Here is a 15,468-nt window from a genome sequence, read left to right on the forward strand (position 1 = left end):
CGGTGGGGAGGAGCTGGGGCGGCTCTGTGCCTGGGCTGTGAAGCTGGCGGCGGAGGACGTATATGACAGCTTGTGGGTACTGGCTTTTACGCTCCGGTAGCCTTCAGAATAGAGTACGTGTGTTCGCCTCACCACGAGTTGGGTGTCAGAACCGGAAGGACTTGCACATGCGAGGGAAGAGGAGCATCCCCCGGAGCGTCGCGTCTCCCGTCCAGGCCGAGCCGCGCTGGGTAGGAGCGGCTGAGATCCGAGCGAGCCTTGCACCGGAGCGCGCCGTGGCAGCGCTGCGCGCCGTCCTGGACAGCGGGTTCTCCCCCGAGACGGACGCCCCGCGCGGCCGCGTGGACACGCCCGGCGGCTCCCTGCTCTACATGCCGTCCTCCCTCACGCTCCGGGACGGGTACGTCTGCTCCGGTGTCAAGATTCTCACGCTCACGCCCGCCAACGGGGTGCTCGGCGCGCCCGTCATCCAGGGCACGTATCAGTTCTTCGGGGGCCCTCAGCAGGCCCCCGTTGCTGTGCTCGACGGCGCGGCCCTGACCAGCGTGCGCACGCCCGCCGTCTCGGCCCTCGGCGCCGAGATGCTCTTGAGCCCCGAGGCGCGGGAGGAAGCCCTGCGCATGCTCATCATCGGCACGGGCGTCCAGGCCTGGGAGCACGCTCGCACGTTTGCGGCGCTCTTCTCGCTCGGCGAGATCGTCGTCGCCGGCCGCTCGTACGGCAAGGCCGAGGCGCTCGCGGCGCGGATCCGGGCGGAGCTCGGTGTGCCCTCGCGCGCCGTCACGATGGACGAGGGCCCGCTGGGCTCTCCGCTTGAGCCGGAGGTGCGCCGCGCGGATCTCATCGTGACCTGCACGGCGGCCACGGAGCCCCTCTTCCGGGGGGAGTGGGTCAGCGACCAGGCGGTCGTCATCGCCGTGGGCGCCCACACACCGGAGGCCCGGGAGCTCGACGACACCCTCATGGGCCGTGCGGAAGTCCTCGTGGAGTCGCGGTCCACGGCCACGCGGGAGTCGGGCGAGGTCATCCAGGGGCTCGAGAACGAGGTCATCGTCAGCCAGTACAGCCTCGTGACCCTGGCCGAGATGACGCTCTTCGAGCGCCGCGGATTCGCGCGCCCGGGCGTCTTCACGACGACGGGCATGCCGTGGGAGGACCTCGCCCTCGCGGCGGAGGTCGTCCGCGGCCTGGGGGAGGAGACGGCTGCGGGGGGCTGGGTCTAGGCCTCGCCCCTGCGGGAGAGGTACGCGTCCTCGAACTCGGCCGCCGTCATCTGGGCGAGGACGCGCTCGAGGTCGTCGCACTCGGCCTCGGCCTCCTCGAAGGAGCCGGGCTCGGTGCGGAGGACGGCCTCGTCGTCCGAGCGGCGGCGCACGACGACCTCGGCCTGCCGCGCGTCCACGCCCGTGCCCCCGAAGAACATCTCCGCAGCAGCGACGAGCCACTCGCCCGCGCGGCGGATGACGTTGCCCTCGGCGCTCTCGATGCGGGCGTCATACACGGTGTTGGCAAGCTGGCTGTCAGACATGGCTGGTCCATTCGTCGAGGCGGAAAGATGGCACGAGTTTAGCAACCGGCCCAGGCCCGGGCGGCGTCAGGAGGCGAGGCGGCCCCCGGACTCGGTGAGGTAGCACGTGGCGCAGAGGGACTCGTACGTGACGGCCTCGCCGTCGATCGCGACCTGGTCTCCGTCGAAGATGAACGTCTCGCCGATCTTCCTCCCGTTGAAGACGGCCTTGCGCCCGCAGCGGCAGATGGTCTTGAGCTCCTCGAGCGTGTGCGCGATCTCCAGAAGGCGGGCTGCGCCGGGGAACGCCCGGGTCTGGAAGTCGGTGCGGATGCCGTAGGCCAGGACGGGGACGTCGTCGAGGACGGCGATCCTCAGAAGGTCGTCCACCTGGTCCTCCGTGAGGAACTGCGCCTCGTCGACGAGCAAGCACGCCACGTCCGCAAGCGGCAGCTCGGGCACGAGGGACTCGCTGCCTCGATTGGCCGCGTGGAAAAGGGCCCGGGCGTCGTCGTCGGCCCCGATGAGGACGTCAACGGGACGGGTGACGCCGAGGCGAGAGACGAGGTCTCCCTCGCCCTTGGAATCGATGCTCGGCTTGGCGAGGAGCACGCGCTGGCCGCGCTCTTCATAGTTGAAGGCCGCCTGCAGGAGCGCCGTGGTCTTGCCGGAGTTCATGGCGCCGTAGCGAAAATACAGTTTGGCCATGGGATCCATTCTTGCAGGGGCGGCGGGGTGCAGGCCCGGCCGGGAGCGGTGAGCTGGGGACGTGTGAAGCCCCCTCGCCGTGCGGGACGGTGCGGGGCGAGGGGGCTTCAGGGCTATTACGCTCTCTCAGCGTAGCGTAATAGGGGTGGGCGTGTCACTGCCTCCCGTGCTAATGGCCAACGAGCTGCGAGGCGACGCCCGTGTACCCCTCCGGCGTGAGCTCGAGAAGACGCCGCTCGGCCGCCTCGCTCAGGCCGAGGCCCTTGACGAACTCCTGCATGCGGGCCGCGTCGACGCGGTGTCCGCGAGTGAGCTCCTTGAGGCGCTCGTACGGGTTCTCCATGCCGGCAACGCCCGCGATGGCCTCGGCGCGCATGACCGTCTGAATGGCCTCGCCGAGGACCTCCCAGTTGGTGTCGAGGTCCGCGCGCAGAGCCTCCACGTTGACATCCAGCTGGCGCAGGCCCTTGGCCACGTTGCTCAGCGCCAGGAGGGAGTGCCCGAACCCGATGCCGATGTTGCGCTGCGCCGAGGAGTCCGTGAGGTCCCGCTGCCAGCGGCTCGTGACGAGGGTCGAGGCGAGCGAGTCGAGCACCGCGCAGGAGAGCTCAAGGTTGGCCTCGGCGTTCTCGAAGCGGATCGGGTTGACCTTGTGCGGCATGGTCGAGGAGCCCGTGGCGCCGGCGACGGGGATCTGCTTGAAGTAGCCGATGGAGATGTAGCTCCACACGTCCGTGCAGAAGTTGTGGAGGATGCGGTTGAACCGCGCGACGTCCGCGTAGAGCTCCGCCTGCCAGTCGTGCGACTCGATCTGCGTGGTCAGCGGGTTCCACGTGAGGCCGAGGCCCTCGACGAACGTCCGGGAGATCTCCTGCCAGTCCACGGCCGGGGCCGCGGTCACGTGGGCGGCGTAGGTGCCCGTGGCGCCGTTGATCTTGCCGAGGAACTCCTGGCGGCCGATCCGCTCCAGCTGGCGCTCGAGGCGGCGGGCCGTGACGGCGAGCTCCTTGCCGAGGGTCGTGGGGGTGGCGGGCTGGCCGTGCGTGCGGGAGAGCATCGGCGTGTCCGCCTGCGCGGTGGCCAGCTCGCGGATCTGCTCGACGACGCCGCGTGCCGCCGGCAGCCAGACCTGCTGGACGGCGTCCCGCACGCCCAGGGCGTAGGCGAGGTTGTTGATGTCCTCGGAGGTGCACGCGAAGTGGACGAGGGGGCGCAGACGGGCAAGGCCCAGGCCCTCGAGGCGGTCACCGATGAAGTACTCGACTGCCTTGACGTCGTGGACCGTGACGGCCTCGGTCTCGGCGAGCTCGGCCACGGAGCTTTCGTCGAACTCGGTGACGATGCGCCGCAGCCCGGCGACCTGATCCTCGGTCAGCGGCTCGAGGCCGGGGAGGACGCGCTTCTCGCAGAGGTGGATGAGCCACTCGACCTCGACATGCACGCGGTCTCGGTTGAGGGCCGCCTCGGAGAGGTAGTCCACGAGGGGCGCGGTCTGCGGCCGGTAGCGCCCGTCGAGGGGGCCGAGGGCCAGGGAGGAGGAGGCGAGCGAGGCGCGCCCCGTGGACGTGAGCTGTGCGTCGGAGTACTCAGGCATGGCCCCATTCTCCCACGGCGTGCCCTGGTCTGCGGGGGCGCGGCTGCAGTGGCCGACGACGGCGTTGCCGCCCGTCCTGACGCCGGAGCCGAGAGATATCCACGTTTGCGCGCAGCCCGGCACGCGCGGGCCGGAACCCCCGTACGGTCTCTGCCATGGACCGCGCAGGAGGGCGCGGGGGAGACCGAAGGGGGAGACAGGAATGAACGGGTTTGGGGAGCCCGGACTGGTGGCGGCCGAGGCGGGGGCGTGGGAGGAGCGCGTCCTGAGGGCCCTCGCGGAGGCGGAGCTCGTGACGGGGGCCGTGTGGTCCTCGAGGGCCGGGAGGCGGTTCAGGGTCCGCGTGGAGGAGGCGCGGCACGGGCTCGCGGACGTGCTCCGCCGTGTGGAGGAGTGCCGTGAGGCGGCGCGGGCGCTGGAGGGCGCGCTCGCGGCGGCCCCGGGCGCGCGGGCAGAGGCGGGTGGCTGGTGATCGCGGGGGCGCCCGTGGGGCCGGCCCTCCCGGAGCTGCCTGGGGCCGCGGACCCCTGGGCGGACGGGGAGGGCCCGCTCATGGTGGACGGCATGCTCGTCCGCGGCGGCGCGGAGAGCATGGCCTTCGCCTGGGAGCAGGTCGCGGCCGTGCCCGGGCAGCTGCGGTCAGCGGCGGAGGCTGTCTCCCAGGTGCAGGACGGGGCGGTGCGGCGGCTCCTCGCGCCCCCGGGCCTTGGCCCGGACGCGGGGAGCGCCGCCCAGTGGGCGGCCCAGCGCCTCGAGGAGGCCCTGACGGAGCTCAGCCGCTCAGCCGGGCGGACGGCCGGGGAAATCGAGGCCCTGGCGCGGGCCGTGGACACCGCCTACGCGAGCTACGTGCGCATGGAGGATGACGCCATCCGGGCGATGTACAACGGCCCTCGCCTGCCCGCACTGCCGCTGGCGGGCCTGCTCGTCCTCACGTCCGTGAGCGGCCGCGGGGTGGAGCGGATGCTTGGCCAGTGGTCCGGCCTGGGGCGGTGGCTCGGCCCGGGCCTCGCGGCGGGCGGGTTCAGGGAGCGGCAGCGCCCCGTCGTCGTCGAGGGAGACCCGGAGCGGGTGGAGGGGCCGGGCATGGACCCCGGGGCTGGGGTGGCGTCCTACCTCGTGGGCGGACTGGACGCCGTCAAGCGGCACGCCGTCCCGCGGGAGGGCTCCGACGGCAGCAGCATCCTTGTCGAGAGGATCCGCAGGCCGGGGGAGCCGGACACGTTCGTGGTGTACCTGCCGGGCTCGGCGGACCTGACCCACGTGGGCTCGCAGAACCCCAATGGGATCCTGGGCGTCGCGGACGCACTCTATGGGCAGTCGGAGGCCATGCGGTCCGGCGTGGAGGCCGCGCTTGAAGGGGCAGAGTTCAGCCCGGGAGACCGGCTAGTCCTCGCGGGACACAGCCAAGGAGGGATGCACGCGGCCAACCTCGCCGCGGACCCGGCGTTCGCATCGCGCTGGAACGTGCGTGGCCTCTTCACCGTGGGTGCGCCGACGGGCCTGGCGGAGCCCCAGCCAGGAGTCGCGGCCCTCCAGATTGAGAACTCCGGGGACGCCGTGCCGGGGCTCGAGGGGGTGCGGAACCGGGCCACGGCTGAGCGGGTCACCGTGACGGTCCCCTATGAGCGGCCGGACGTCGCCAACCTTGCCGCTGGGGGATTCCCGGTGGAGCACGCGCTCACCGCCTACGCCGAGTCCGTGAAGGGCGTGGACCGGGCGGAGGGTCGGCCCGGCATCGCCTCGGCCGCGAGGCCCCTGGGGGACCTTCTCGGCGCGGGCGGCAGCGGGGTCACCCGGGACTACCTGGCGTTCGGCGTGCGGCAGGACGCGGCGGCCCCGCCCCCGCACACCTCGTGGCAGTGGGGCGGGGACAGGGGTCGGCGGTGAAGGGCGGCAGTCGTGCCCTGTTGTTCGGCAAGAGGGGGCCGTAGGCTGTGACGCATGACTCACAACAATCGCCCTGTGCACCCGCGCTCCGCCATTGGGCGCCTTCCGGTGTACCGAGCGGGGAAGAGCCCCGCACCTGTCGACGGCCTGACCAGCTACAAGCTCTCCTCGAACGAGAACCCCTTCCCGCCCCTTCCGGTGGTTCTCGAGGCGATCCAGGCAGAGTCCGCCGTCAACCGCTACCCGGATCCGGCCACCACTCGCCTGCGCGGGGCCATCGGGGCGGCCCTCGGGGTGGACCCGGAGGACGTGGTCACCGCGGCGGGCTCCCTCGGCGCCCTGAGCCAGGTCCTCGCGGCCTTTGCTGGGCAGGAGCCGGAGGGGGACGCGGACGAGGTCGTCTTCTCGTGGCGCTCCTTCGAGGCGTACCCCATCTGCGTGACGCTCGCGGGTGCGACCCCCGTGCCCGTGGCCAATGCGGCGGACGGCTCACACGATTTCGACGCGCTCGCGGCCGCCGTCACCCCGGCCACCCGCGTCATCCTCCTGTGCTCGCCGAACAACCCCACGGGCCCTGCGATGACCCACGAGCAGGTCGAGGCGTTCCTGGCCCGGGTGCCCGAGGATGTCGTCGTGGTCCTCGACGAGGCGTACATCGAGTTCGTGCGGCTCGAGGGAGCGGTGGACGGCGTCCGCCTCTATCAGGAGCACCCCAACGTCGTGGTCCTCCGCACCTTCTCGAAGGCGCATGGCCTCGCAGGCCTGCGCGTCGGCTACTCGCTCCAGGGGTCGGCCCTGCGGGGATACGTCCGGGCCGCCGCCACGACCTTCGCCGTGACAAGCATGGCCGAGGCCGCGGCGAGCACCTCCCTGGAGCACATGGAGGACGTCCTGGCCCGGGTGGACGAGCTCGTCGAGGAGCGCCAGCGCGTCGTCGCCGGTCTCAAGGAGCTCGGGTGGGTCGTTCCCGAGACGCACGCGAATTTCGTCTGGCTCGACTATTCGGGTGGCGAAGGGGATGCTGCCGAGTTCGCTGCGGCCGCAGAAGCGCGGGCCCTGTCCGTGCGGGCCTTCGCAGGCGAGGGAGTCCGCGTGAGCATCGGGGAGGCGGAGGCCAACACTCGGTTCCTCGAACTGTGCGCGGAGTACCCAAGGGCCCCTCACGGCTCGCAGGCCTGACGGAGCCGACCGGGGTCTAGTTGGCCAGCGGGTTATATGCGGAAATCAGAATATAAACATCGCCCGCCCGGTGGGTGACAATGGCAGAGGCTGGCCGCTCCGGGTTCGCCCGGAGACGGCCGCCTGCCCACTGAACAGGGCGCGCGGGTGAGGCCTGGCCTCCCCGCTCTCGAGACCACCCGGGGTCAGCGACGAGCCCCGCTTTCGACACACGGAGGCTCTAGACATGCTCCAATTCCTTGACCCCGAGGGGCGCTTCACCGTCCCCGAGGGCTACGAGGAGGACGCCAAGGCGCTGACGCCGGACGTCATGCTCGGCCTGTACCGGGACATGGTGCTCACGCGCCGGTTCGACGCGGAGGGCACGAGCCTCCAGCGCCAAGGCCACCTCGCCCTCTGGCCCCCGATGCTGGGCCAGGAAGGCGCACAGATCGGGATCGGCCACGCCATGAAGCCCGAGGACTTCGCGTTCCCCACCTACCGGGAGCACGGTGTGGCCCTCACACGCGGGATGGACGTCGCCGACCTCTTCGAGACCTTCCGCGGCGCGGCCCACTCGGGGCGGGACCCCCGCGAGCACAACTTCCACCATTACACCCTCGTCCTCGCCGCCCAGACGCTCCATGCCGTGGGCTACGCCATGGGCACGTCGTGGGACGCGCAGCGCGACGGCCGGACCGAGCCGGGGGAGGCTACCGTGGCCTTCTTCGGGGACGGCTCCTCCAGCGAGGGCGACGTCCACGAGGCCATGGTCTTCGCCGCCTCCTACAACGCGCCCATCGTCTTCTTCGCCCAGAACAACCAGTACGCGATCTCCGTGCCGTTCTCCGTCCAGTCCAAGCGGCCCCTGGCCGAGCGGGCGGCCGGCTACGGATTCCCCGGGATCCAGGTGGACGGCAACGACGTCGTCGCGACCTTTGTGGCCTCCAGCCGAGCGCTCAGGCGAGCGCGCGCCGGAGAGGGCCCCACGCTCATCGAGGCCCAGACGTACCGCCTCGCCGCGCACACCACCGCCGACGACCCCACGAAGTACCGGGTCAAGGACGAGGAGACCGAGTGGCACGCCAAGTGCCCCATCTCCCGGATGGAGCGCTACCTGCGCGCGGAGGGGATTCTCGACGACGACGCGGCCGCCCGCATCGAGGCGGCGGCCACGGAGCTGGCCATGCACGTGCGCGAGCGCGTCCTCGCCAGCGAGTCGCCAGTCATCGAGGACTCGTTCCGCACGGTCTACGCCGAGGAGCACCCCCTCGTGGCGGAAGAGCTTCAGGCTCACCTCGCCTACACCGCCGGACTCGAGGAGTAAGACGTGGCAACCCAGAACATGAGCATCGCCAAGGCGATCACCGCGGGGCTCCGCCGCGTCCTCGAAACGCACGAGAAGTCCCTCATCATGGGCGAGGACGTCGGCCGGCTCGGCGGCGTCTACCGCGTGACGGAGGGGCTCCAGGCGGACTTCGGGACGGATCGCGTCATCGACTCCCCGCTCGCGGAGTCCGGGATCGTGGGCACAGCCATCGGCATGACGATGCGCGGCTACCTGCCCGTCTGCGAGATCCAGTTCGACGGCTTCATCTTCCCCGCCTTCAACCAGATCACCACTCAGCTCGCCAAGTTCCGCACCCGCAGCGCCGGCCGGATGAGCGCGCCCGTCGTCATCCGCGTGCCGTACGGCGGCGGGATCGGCTCCATTGAGCACCACTCCGAGTCCCCGGAGGCGCTCTTCGCGCACACCGCGGGCCTGCGCATCATCACGCCGTCCAACCCGCAGGACGCGTACTGGATGATCCAGCAGGCGGTCGAGTGCCAGGACCCCGTCATCGTCTTCGAGCCCAAGCGTCGGTACTGGGTCAAGGGCGAGGTGGACACGGACACGGACCCGGGCAGTCCCTTCACGGCGCGCGTCGTGCGTGAGGGCACGGACGCGACGATCGTCGCCTACGGACCCCTCGTGGCCACGGCCCTCGCGGCGGCGGAGGCCGCGGAGGAGGAGGGCCGCAGCGTGGAGGTGGTGGACCTGCGCTCCATCTCGCCGATCGACTTCGACACCCTTGTGGCGTCAGCCCGCAAGACCGGCCGGATGATCGTCACCCACGAGGCCCCGACGTTCGGCGGCATCGGCGGCGAGATCGCGGCCCGCGTCACCGAGCGGGCGTTCTTGTCCCTTGAGGCGCCGATCCTGCGCGTCGGCGGATTCCACATGCCGTACCCGGTGGCCAAGGTGGAAGAGGAGTACCTGCCGGACGTCGACAAGCTCCTCACCGCCCTTGACGAGCTGTACACCTACGAGGAGCCCGCATCGTGAGCACGCACATTTTCAAGCTGCCGGACGTCGGGGAAGGCCTGACGGAGGCGGAGATCGTCTCCTGGCGCGTCGCCGAGGGGGACGAGGTCGCCCTCAACCAGGTCGTCCTCGAGATTGAGACGGCCAAGTCCCTCGTCGAGCTCCCCTCTCCGTTCACGGGGCGGATGGCGCGCCTCCTCGTCCCTGAGGGCAAGACGGTCAGCGTGGGCACCCCCATCTATGAAGTGGCCGACGACGCCGAGCCGCAGGGCTCAGACCCCGCCGGCGGCGAGAACGCCGCATCGGCGCCAGAGGCCGATGCCGCATCCCTCGCTGCGGCCGACAACGCCGACGAGGTCATGAAGCCGCTCGTGGGCACCGGCCCTAAGGCGGAGTCCGTGACACGGCGCCGCCGCCGCTCGGGGGCGGCTGGCTCCACGGCGCAGGCTCGCCCCGCGGCGGACACGCCTGCGCCTGCGCCGGCCGCGGGGGTGGCCGCCGCGCCAGCTCCGTCGTCGTCCGCTCCGGTGGAGAGGCCGCTGGCCAAGCCGCCCGTGCGCAAGGCGGCGAAGGACGCAGGCGTTGACCTGGCCGACTGCACCCCTACCGGCCTGCGGGGCGAGGTGACGCGCAAGGACCTCGAGGACTTCATCGCCCAGCGGGATGCCGAGGACGCGCCCAAGATCAAGGTGCCGCTCAGCGGGATCGAGATCGGCACTGCGGCCGCCATCGCCCGCCAGGCGCACGAGGGCGGGCCGGGGTTCTCACGCGGATTCACGGGCGACGTGGAGCGCGTTCCCGTCCGCAGCGTCCGCAAGATGACCGCGGCCGCCATGGTGGACTCCGCGTTCACCGCGCCGCACGTGACCGTGTTCAAGGAAGTCGACGCGACCGCCACGATGGAGCTTGTGCAGCGCCTCAAGAAGCGCCGCGACTTCGAGGGCATCAAGATCTCGCCGCTGCTCATCGTGGCGAAGGCCGTCATCTACGCGCTGGAGCGCAACCGCACCGTCAACTCGATGTGGGCGGGCGAAGAGATCCTCGTGAAGAACTTCGTCAACCTCGGCATTGCCGCCGCGACGCCCCGCGGGCTCATGGTCCCGAACATCAAGAACGTTCACGAGATGGGGCTGCGGGAGCTGGCAATCGCCATCAACACGCTCATCCTCACGGCGCGCGAGGGGCGGACCCGCCCCGCGGAGATGCAGCAGGGCACCTTCACGATCACGAACATCGGCTCCCTGGGGCTGGACTCCGGCACGCCGATCATCAACCCGGGCGAGGCCGCGATCCTCGCGTTCGGCACGATCAGGCAGAAGCCGTGGGTCGTGGACGGCGAGATCAAGCCGCGCTGGGTGACGACGGTGGGCGGGTCGTTCGACCACCGGATCGTCGACGGTGACGTGGCCGCACAGTTCACGGTGGACGTGGCGAGCGTGCTCGAGGACCCGCTGCTGCTCCTGAGCTAGGGCGTCGGCGGGGCCTGGCAGCACGGCTGGCCTGGCACCCTCACCCGTTCGCCCCCTGTTCTGGTGTTTGCCCCCTGCAATGTCAGTGGCAAACGCCAATCCAGGGGGCAAGCCGTGTGGGATGGCCGCACCCGGTTATTCCAAGCTTGTTCCAGAGGTGCCGGACCGCGGTGTCCGAAAACCGCTGGCGCCCCGGCCCCGTGTGGTGTGGACTGGGGACATGACGACGCCCCATAACTCCGCCGACGCCCTCCATGCTGAGCGGCACCGTGCCCTCTCGTCGCGGGACAGGCGGTTTGACGGCCAATTCGTCGTCGGCGTCCTCAGCACAGGGATTTACTGCCGCCCGTCATGCCCCGCACGGACCCCGAAGCCGGAGAACGTGCGGTTCTACCTGACGTCGGCGGCCGCGCATGAGGCGGGGTTCCGGGCGTGCAAGCGGTGCCTGCCCGAGGCGACGCCAGGCTCGCCCCAGTGGGATGTGCGCGGAGATGTCGCGGCGCGGGCGATGCGCCTGATCGGCGAGGGCATCGTGGACCGGGAGGGCGTTCCGGGGCTGGCCGCGCGCCTGGGCTACTCGCCGCGGCAGCTCCAGCGTGTCATGACGGCTGAACTCGGGGCGGGGCCGGCCGCGCTCGCCCGGGCGCAGCGGGCCCAGACGGCGCGCGCTCTCATCGCCGGGACGGATCTGCCCATGTCTGACGTGGCCTTCGCGGCGGGCTTCGGCTCGGTGCGCCAGTTCAACGAGACCATGCGCGAGGTCTTCGCCGTGGCCCCAGGGGACTTGCCCCGGCGGACCGCGGGGGATCGTCGCGGTGCACGTCAGGGCGTCGGCGCGGCCCGCAGTTTGGGCGGGCACCGCGGCGCAGACCAGGGGGCTGCCGCCCTCCGGAGTGTCCGCGCGGCCCAGGACGGCGGCGCGCCCAGGGGCGAGAGCCCATCCAGCCCCGGAGACGCGATCCGCTTGACTGTGGACCTGCCCGTCAGGCAGCCGTTCGACGCGCCCGGTGTCTTCGAGTTCCTCGCGCCGCGCGCGCTGGACGGCGTGGAGCGGATCGACCTCTCCGACCCCGACCGCCTCGTCTACGCGCGGACGCTCCGCTTGCCGGGCGCGCCCGGGGCCGCCCGGGTCATCGCGGAGAGGCGCCCAGTTCGCGGCGGCGCGGCCAGGGTTCGCGGCTCCAACGCCACACCGGCAGTCACAGCCGCGCCCCCGTCATACCCAGACAGCGGCCCCAGAGCAGCGGGGCAGCCCGTGGCCGAATGGACCCTGTCCGCCGACCTGGAGCTGGGCGCGCTCTCCGACCTGCCCGCCGCCATCGCCCGGCTGCGCCGCCTCTTCGACCTCGATGCGGACCCGGTCGCCGTGGACGCGGCCCTCGCCGCCTCGCACCCCCGTCTCGCGGAGGGCGTCGCGGCCACCCCGGGCATGCGCGTGCCGGGAGCGGCGGACGCCCACGAGATGCTCGCCCGGGCCATCGTGGGCCAGCAGATCACCGTGGGCGCCGCGCGGGGGCACCTCTCGCGCGTGGCCGAGCTGGGACCGGCCGTGTCCTTCGGGTTCGACGGGCTGACGCGGCTGTTCCCCACCGCGGAGGAGTGCCTCGCCGTCGTCCCAGACCCCGGCCCCAAGGACGTGGCGCTGGAACCGGGGCGCCCGCTGCGGCTGCCGCGGCGGAGCATCGTGGCGTTCCGGGGCGCCATGGCGGCGCTCGCCTCGGGGGATCTGGTGCTCGACGCCGGGCGGGACCGCGCCGAGCTCGCCCGGGATCTCGTGGCTCTGCCCGGCATTGGGCCGTGGACGGCCGCGTACGTGACGATGCGCGTCCTCGGTGACCCGGATGTCTGGATGCGCGGGGATGTCGCGCTCATTGCCGGCGCGAAGCGTTTAGGCCTCCTTGAGGCGGACATGCCGGCGCGCACCGCCCATGTGGAGCTCGAGCGCATTGCCGCGGACTGGTCGCCGTGGCGCTCCTACGCGCAAATGCACCTGTGGCGGGCAGTGGCGATGCCCGCGCCCTAGCCCGAGGCGGCGGGCGCAACGTGTCTGGCCCGCCACGCCGGCGCCGCGTTGCCCGAGCTTCCCGCCATTCGCGCCGGCCCGGACCAGTCCAGCCTTGATTCGACCACCCCTGACCCGATCAGCCCGCCTCGCCGGGCCCCCATCCCTAAGGACACCTCATGAACGCATCGCCGCAGCCCAGCACCACGGCCCCGTCTTCTGGCGCGGCCTCGTCCCCCGATCACACCCCCGCCGTCACCGCGACGCTCACCACGGAGGACGGCCCGTTCACGGTCATCGCCAGTGACGGCCACGTCCTCGCCTCCGGCTGGACCAATGATGTCTGGGCTCTGCGGGAGCTCATCCACGCGCGCCTGCGCCCCGCTGAGGTGGACCTCGTGGATGACGACGACGAGCGGATCACCCACGCACTCAACGCCGTCCGCGCCTACTACGCCGGGGACCTGGACGCCCCGGCGGCGGTGCCTGTGCGTCAGGACTCGGCTGAGTTCAGGGCTCATGCCTGGGATGTCCTGCGACAGGTCGGTCCCGGGGCTCCCGTGACATACGCCGAATACGCCGAGCGAGCGGGCCGCCCGGCCGCAGTCCGCGCCGCAGCCGGTGCGTGCGCCTCGAACGCGGCCGCGCTCTTTGTGCCATGCCACCGGGTGGTGCGAACGGGCGGCGGGATGGGAGGGTTCCGCTACGGGACTGAGATCAAGGAGCGTCTCTTGGCGCGGGAGGCTGGGCGCCTGCCTCTTTCTCGTTGATTGTGGGCTCGCCGCCAGAAATGGGCCCGTTTCCGGCATTGAGCCGCCAATTGAGGGCCGTGCCGCGTCGGCAGACGATGGCTGCGTGCGGGCGGGCGCCGTCGTCGTGCCGTTGATGCACCTCAGTCACACGGAACCCCGCGCGCTCAAGGAGAGCGGACATGCGGGAGACCGGCCAGCGGTAGGCCGTGGTCACCGCGTGATCAAAGGGGCTGAGCTCCGGCCCTTCGAAGAACCCGACGAGCAGACTCCCGCCCGCTGTCAGGGCCGTCCGGATCCAGGCGAGGTGCTGCGGGAGCTCGGCCGGGGGCAGGTGAATCAAGGAGTACCAGGCCAGGATGCCCGCCGCGCCCCCGGGCTGGAGGTCTGCGGCGGTCCCGCGCCAGAAGTGCACCCCCGGGTGCTCGCGCGCGGCGAGGCGGGCGAACTCGGTGGAGGGGTCGACGCCGTCAATCGTGCAGCCGAGACCCGCGAGGTGTGCCGTCCAGTGCCCGGGCCCGCACCCCAGGTCGACGATGGGCCCGTCCTGCTCGAGGGCCCAGCGGGTCACGAGTTCGCGGTCCGGGGCGGCGACGGCATCCATTGAGCCCAGAGCGGCCGCGTACTCTGCGGCGCGGCGCGTGTAGGCGTCCGCCGCGGCGGAGGTTCCACCGCGGGCACCGGAAGGGCCACCGTGGTCTGGGTCCGCAACCGTCCTCACAGGGTCACGCTCCTCGGTTGTGGGCCCGCCGCCGGCAATGGGCGTGTTTCCGGCATCCAGGCACCAATCGAGTCGGACGGAGCCCAGAGCCTAGCCCCGCGCGCCCTCGATGGCCCGCATGAGCACGGGCTTGAGGCGGCGGAAGCCCTCGTCAATCTGCTCCGGCGTGACGTTGGAGAACGCGAGGCGCAGGTGGTGATTGGGCTCGTCGTTGGGGGAGAAGGCCACGCCGGGGATGAAGACCACGCCGGCGTCGATGCCCTCGCGCATGAGCGGGTACGTGTCGATCCCCTCGGGCAGGGTGACCCACACGAAGAAGCCGCCCTCGGGCACGGTCCACGAGACGCCCTCGACATCCCCGAACTCGCGCTCGAGGGCCGCGAGCATCGCCTCGCACCGCTCCTTGTAGAGCGCGCGAGACTCGCTGATGGCGCCGCGCCAGTCGATCGAGGTGAGGTATTCGGACACGAGCAGCTGCGTGACGGTGGACGGCGTGAGGACCACGGCCTCTGCGGCGAGGTAGAAGCGCCGGAAGAGGGCCTTGGGGATGACGGCCCAGCCGACGCGGACGCCGGGGGCGAGGATCTTCGAGAACGAGCCGAGGTAGATGACGTCGTCCGGGTTGTCGGCGACGAGGGGTCGGAACGGCTTGCCGTCGAACTTCAGGAGACCGTACGGGTTGTCTTCCAGGACGAGAATATTCTCCGCGCGGCATGCGTCAACGACGGGCTGGCGGCGCTCTTCCGCGAGCGAGATCCCGGACGGGTTGTTGAACGAGGGGATCGTGTAGAGCATCTTGACCCGCTTGCCCGCGGCCTTGAGGGAGCGGATCGTCTCGGTGAGCGCCTCGGGAATGATGCCGTGCTCGTCGGTCGCCACAGGCACCACCTCAACGCGGTACACCTCGAACGCGTTGAGCGCGCCCACGTACGTGGGGTCCTCGCAGAGGATGACGTCGCCCTCGTCGCAGAACACCTTCGCCGCAATGTCCTGCGCAAACTGCGAGCCGGTGGTCACGAGGACCGTCTCCCAGTCCACGTTCTCTGCGCCTTCCAGCGCCATGACCTCGGTGATCTGCTTCCGCAGCTGGTCCATGCCGGTGCCCACGCCGTAGTTGAGCGCCTCGGCGGAGTGGTCGACGACGACGCGCCTGGCGGCCTCCCCAAGCTCCTCGACCGGGAGGGCCTTCAGGTTGGGGCTGCCGCTGGCGAAGGAGACGAGCCCGGGCTGGACGGAGATGTCGAAGACGTCCCGAACTGCGGACTGCTTGATGTGCGCGCTGCGCTCGGAGAAGAGGGCTTCGAGGGGATTCGAGAAGGCGTTGTCAGTCACAGTCTTCAGCCTAGCCTGTCCGGGGCCTCTCGC

14 protein-coding genes are annotated in these 15,468 nt (G+C 71.3%); 9 read left to right on the forward strand and 5 right to left on the reverse strand.

The window, feature by feature from the left end:
• The first annotated feature begins 167 nt into the window (after nucleotides 1-167).
• Nucleotides 168-1,223 (forward strand): ornithine cyclodeaminase family protein, encoded by a 1,056-nt coding sequence (locus J2S35_RS05560; protein WP_309850747.1) that lies wholly within the window; start codon nucleotides 168-170, stop codon nucleotides 1,221-1,223.
• Here J2S35_RS05560 and J2S35_RS05565 read toward each other — a convergent pair.
• The 3 genes from J2S35_RS05565 to purB all read right to left on the reverse strand — a co-directional run bounded on the left by J2S35_RS05565 (nucleotide 1,220) and on the right by purB (nucleotide 3,809).
• Nucleotides 1,220-1,528 carry a hypothetical protein gene (locus J2S35_RS05565; RefSeq protein ID WP_309850750.1) on the reverse strand — a complete coding sequence of 103 codons (309 nt, stop codon included), beginning with the start codon at nucleotides 1,526-1,528 and terminating at the stop codon, nucleotides 1,220-1,222. The two genes, J2S35_RS05560 and J2S35_RS05565, sit on opposite strands and share 4 nt — an antisense overlap.
• A gap of 66 nt (nucleotides 1,529-1,594) precedes the next feature.
• Nucleotides 1,595-2,215: a thymidine kinase gene (locus J2S35_RS05570; protein WP_309850752.1), complete on the reverse strand. Its 621-nt coding sequence runs from the start codon at nucleotides 2,213-2,215 to the stop codon at nucleotides 1,595-1,597.
• 169 nt (nucleotides 2,216-2,384) lie between these two features.
• Nucleotides 2,385-3,809: an adenylosuccinate lyase gene (gene purB, locus J2S35_RS05575; protein WP_309850755.1), complete on the reverse strand. Its 1,425-nt coding sequence runs from the start codon at nucleotides 3,807-3,809 to the stop codon at nucleotides 2,385-2,387.
• Nucleotides 3,810-4,011: 202 nt separating this feature from the next.
• Here purB and J2S35_RS05580 point away from each other — a divergent pair, with 202 nt between their 5' ends.
• The 8 genes from J2S35_RS05580 (at nucleotide 4,012) to J2S35_RS05615 (ending at nucleotide 13,403) form a co-directional block, all read left to right on the forward strand.
• On the forward strand, nucleotides 4,012-4,281 hold the full coding sequence (locus J2S35_RS05580) for a hypothetical protein (RefSeq protein WP_309850758.1): 270 nt from the start codon (nucleotides 4,012-4,014) through the stop codon (nucleotides 4,279-4,281).
• Nucleotides 4,278-5,699 carry an alpha/beta fold hydrolase gene (locus tag J2S35_RS05585; protein ID WP_309850761.1) on the forward strand — a complete coding sequence of 474 codons (1,422 nt, stop codon included), beginning with the start codon at nucleotides 4,278-4,280 and terminating at the stop codon, nucleotides 5,697-5,699. Before J2S35_RS05580 ends, J2S35_RS05585 begins: the two co-directional genes overlap by 4 nt.
• 54 nt (nucleotides 5,700-5,753) lie before the next feature.
• Nucleotides 5,754-6,878: a histidinol-phosphate transaminase gene (locus J2S35_RS05590; RefSeq protein WP_309850764.1), complete on the forward strand. Its 1,125-nt coding sequence runs from the start codon at nucleotides 5,754-5,756 to the stop codon at nucleotides 6,876-6,878.
• A 226-nt stretch (nucleotides 6,879-7,104) separates the two neighbouring features.
• Entirely contained in the window at nucleotides 7,105-8,184 is a 1,080-nt protein-coding gene (locus J2S35_RS05595; protein ID WP_309850768.1) for a thiamine pyrophosphate-dependent enzyme, read from the forward strand.
• 18 nt (nucleotides 8,185-8,202) lie between these two features.
• Entirely contained in the window at nucleotides 8,203-9,183 is a 981-nt protein-coding gene (locus tag J2S35_RS05600) for an alpha-ketoacid dehydrogenase subunit beta (RefSeq protein ID WP_309853061.1), read from the forward strand.
• Nucleotides 9,180-10,631: a dihydrolipoamide acetyltransferase family protein gene (locus J2S35_RS05605; RefSeq protein ID WP_309850770.1), complete on the forward strand. Its 1,452-nt coding sequence runs from the start codon at nucleotides 9,180-9,182 to the stop codon at nucleotides 10,629-10,631. Before J2S35_RS05600 ends, J2S35_RS05605 begins: the two co-directional genes overlap by 4 nt.
• A gap of 220 nt (nucleotides 10,632-10,851) precedes the next feature.
• Nucleotides 10,852-12,654 (forward strand): DNA-3-methyladenine glycosylase 2 family protein, encoded by a 1,803-nt coding sequence (locus J2S35_RS05610; protein WP_309850772.1) that lies wholly within the window; start codon nucleotides 10,852-10,854, stop codon nucleotides 12,652-12,654.
• Nucleotides 12,655-12,812: 158 nt separating this feature from the next.
• Nucleotides 12,813-13,403, forward strand: coding sequence for a methylated-DNA--[protein]-cysteine S-methyltransferase (locus J2S35_RS05615; protein ID WP_309850773.1), 591 nt, complete (start codon nucleotides 12,813-12,815; stop codon nucleotides 13,401-13,403).
• Here J2S35_RS05615 and J2S35_RS05620 read toward each other — a convergent pair.
• Nucleotides 13,351-14,103 (reverse strand): class I SAM-dependent DNA methyltransferase, encoded by a 753-nt coding sequence (locus J2S35_RS05620; RefSeq protein ID WP_309850776.1) that lies wholly within the window; start codon nucleotides 14,101-14,103, stop codon nucleotides 13,351-13,353. The genes J2S35_RS05615 and J2S35_RS05620 overlap by 53 nt on opposite strands.
• 90 nt (nucleotides 14,104-14,193) lie before the next feature.
• Nucleotides 14,194-15,435 carry an aminotransferase-like domain-containing protein gene (locus J2S35_RS05625; protein WP_309850779.1) on the reverse strand — a complete coding sequence of 414 codons (1,242 nt, stop codon included), beginning with the start codon at nucleotides 15,433-15,435 and terminating at the stop codon, nucleotides 14,194-14,196.
• Nucleotides 15,436-15,468 lie beyond the last annotated feature (33 nt).

The sequence above is a fragment of the Falsarthrobacter nasiphocae genome (assembly GCF_031456275.1).
GTDB classification, from domain to species: domain Bacteria; phylum Actinomycetota; class Actinomycetes; order Actinomycetales; family Micrococcaceae; genus Falsarthrobacter; species Falsarthrobacter nasiphocae.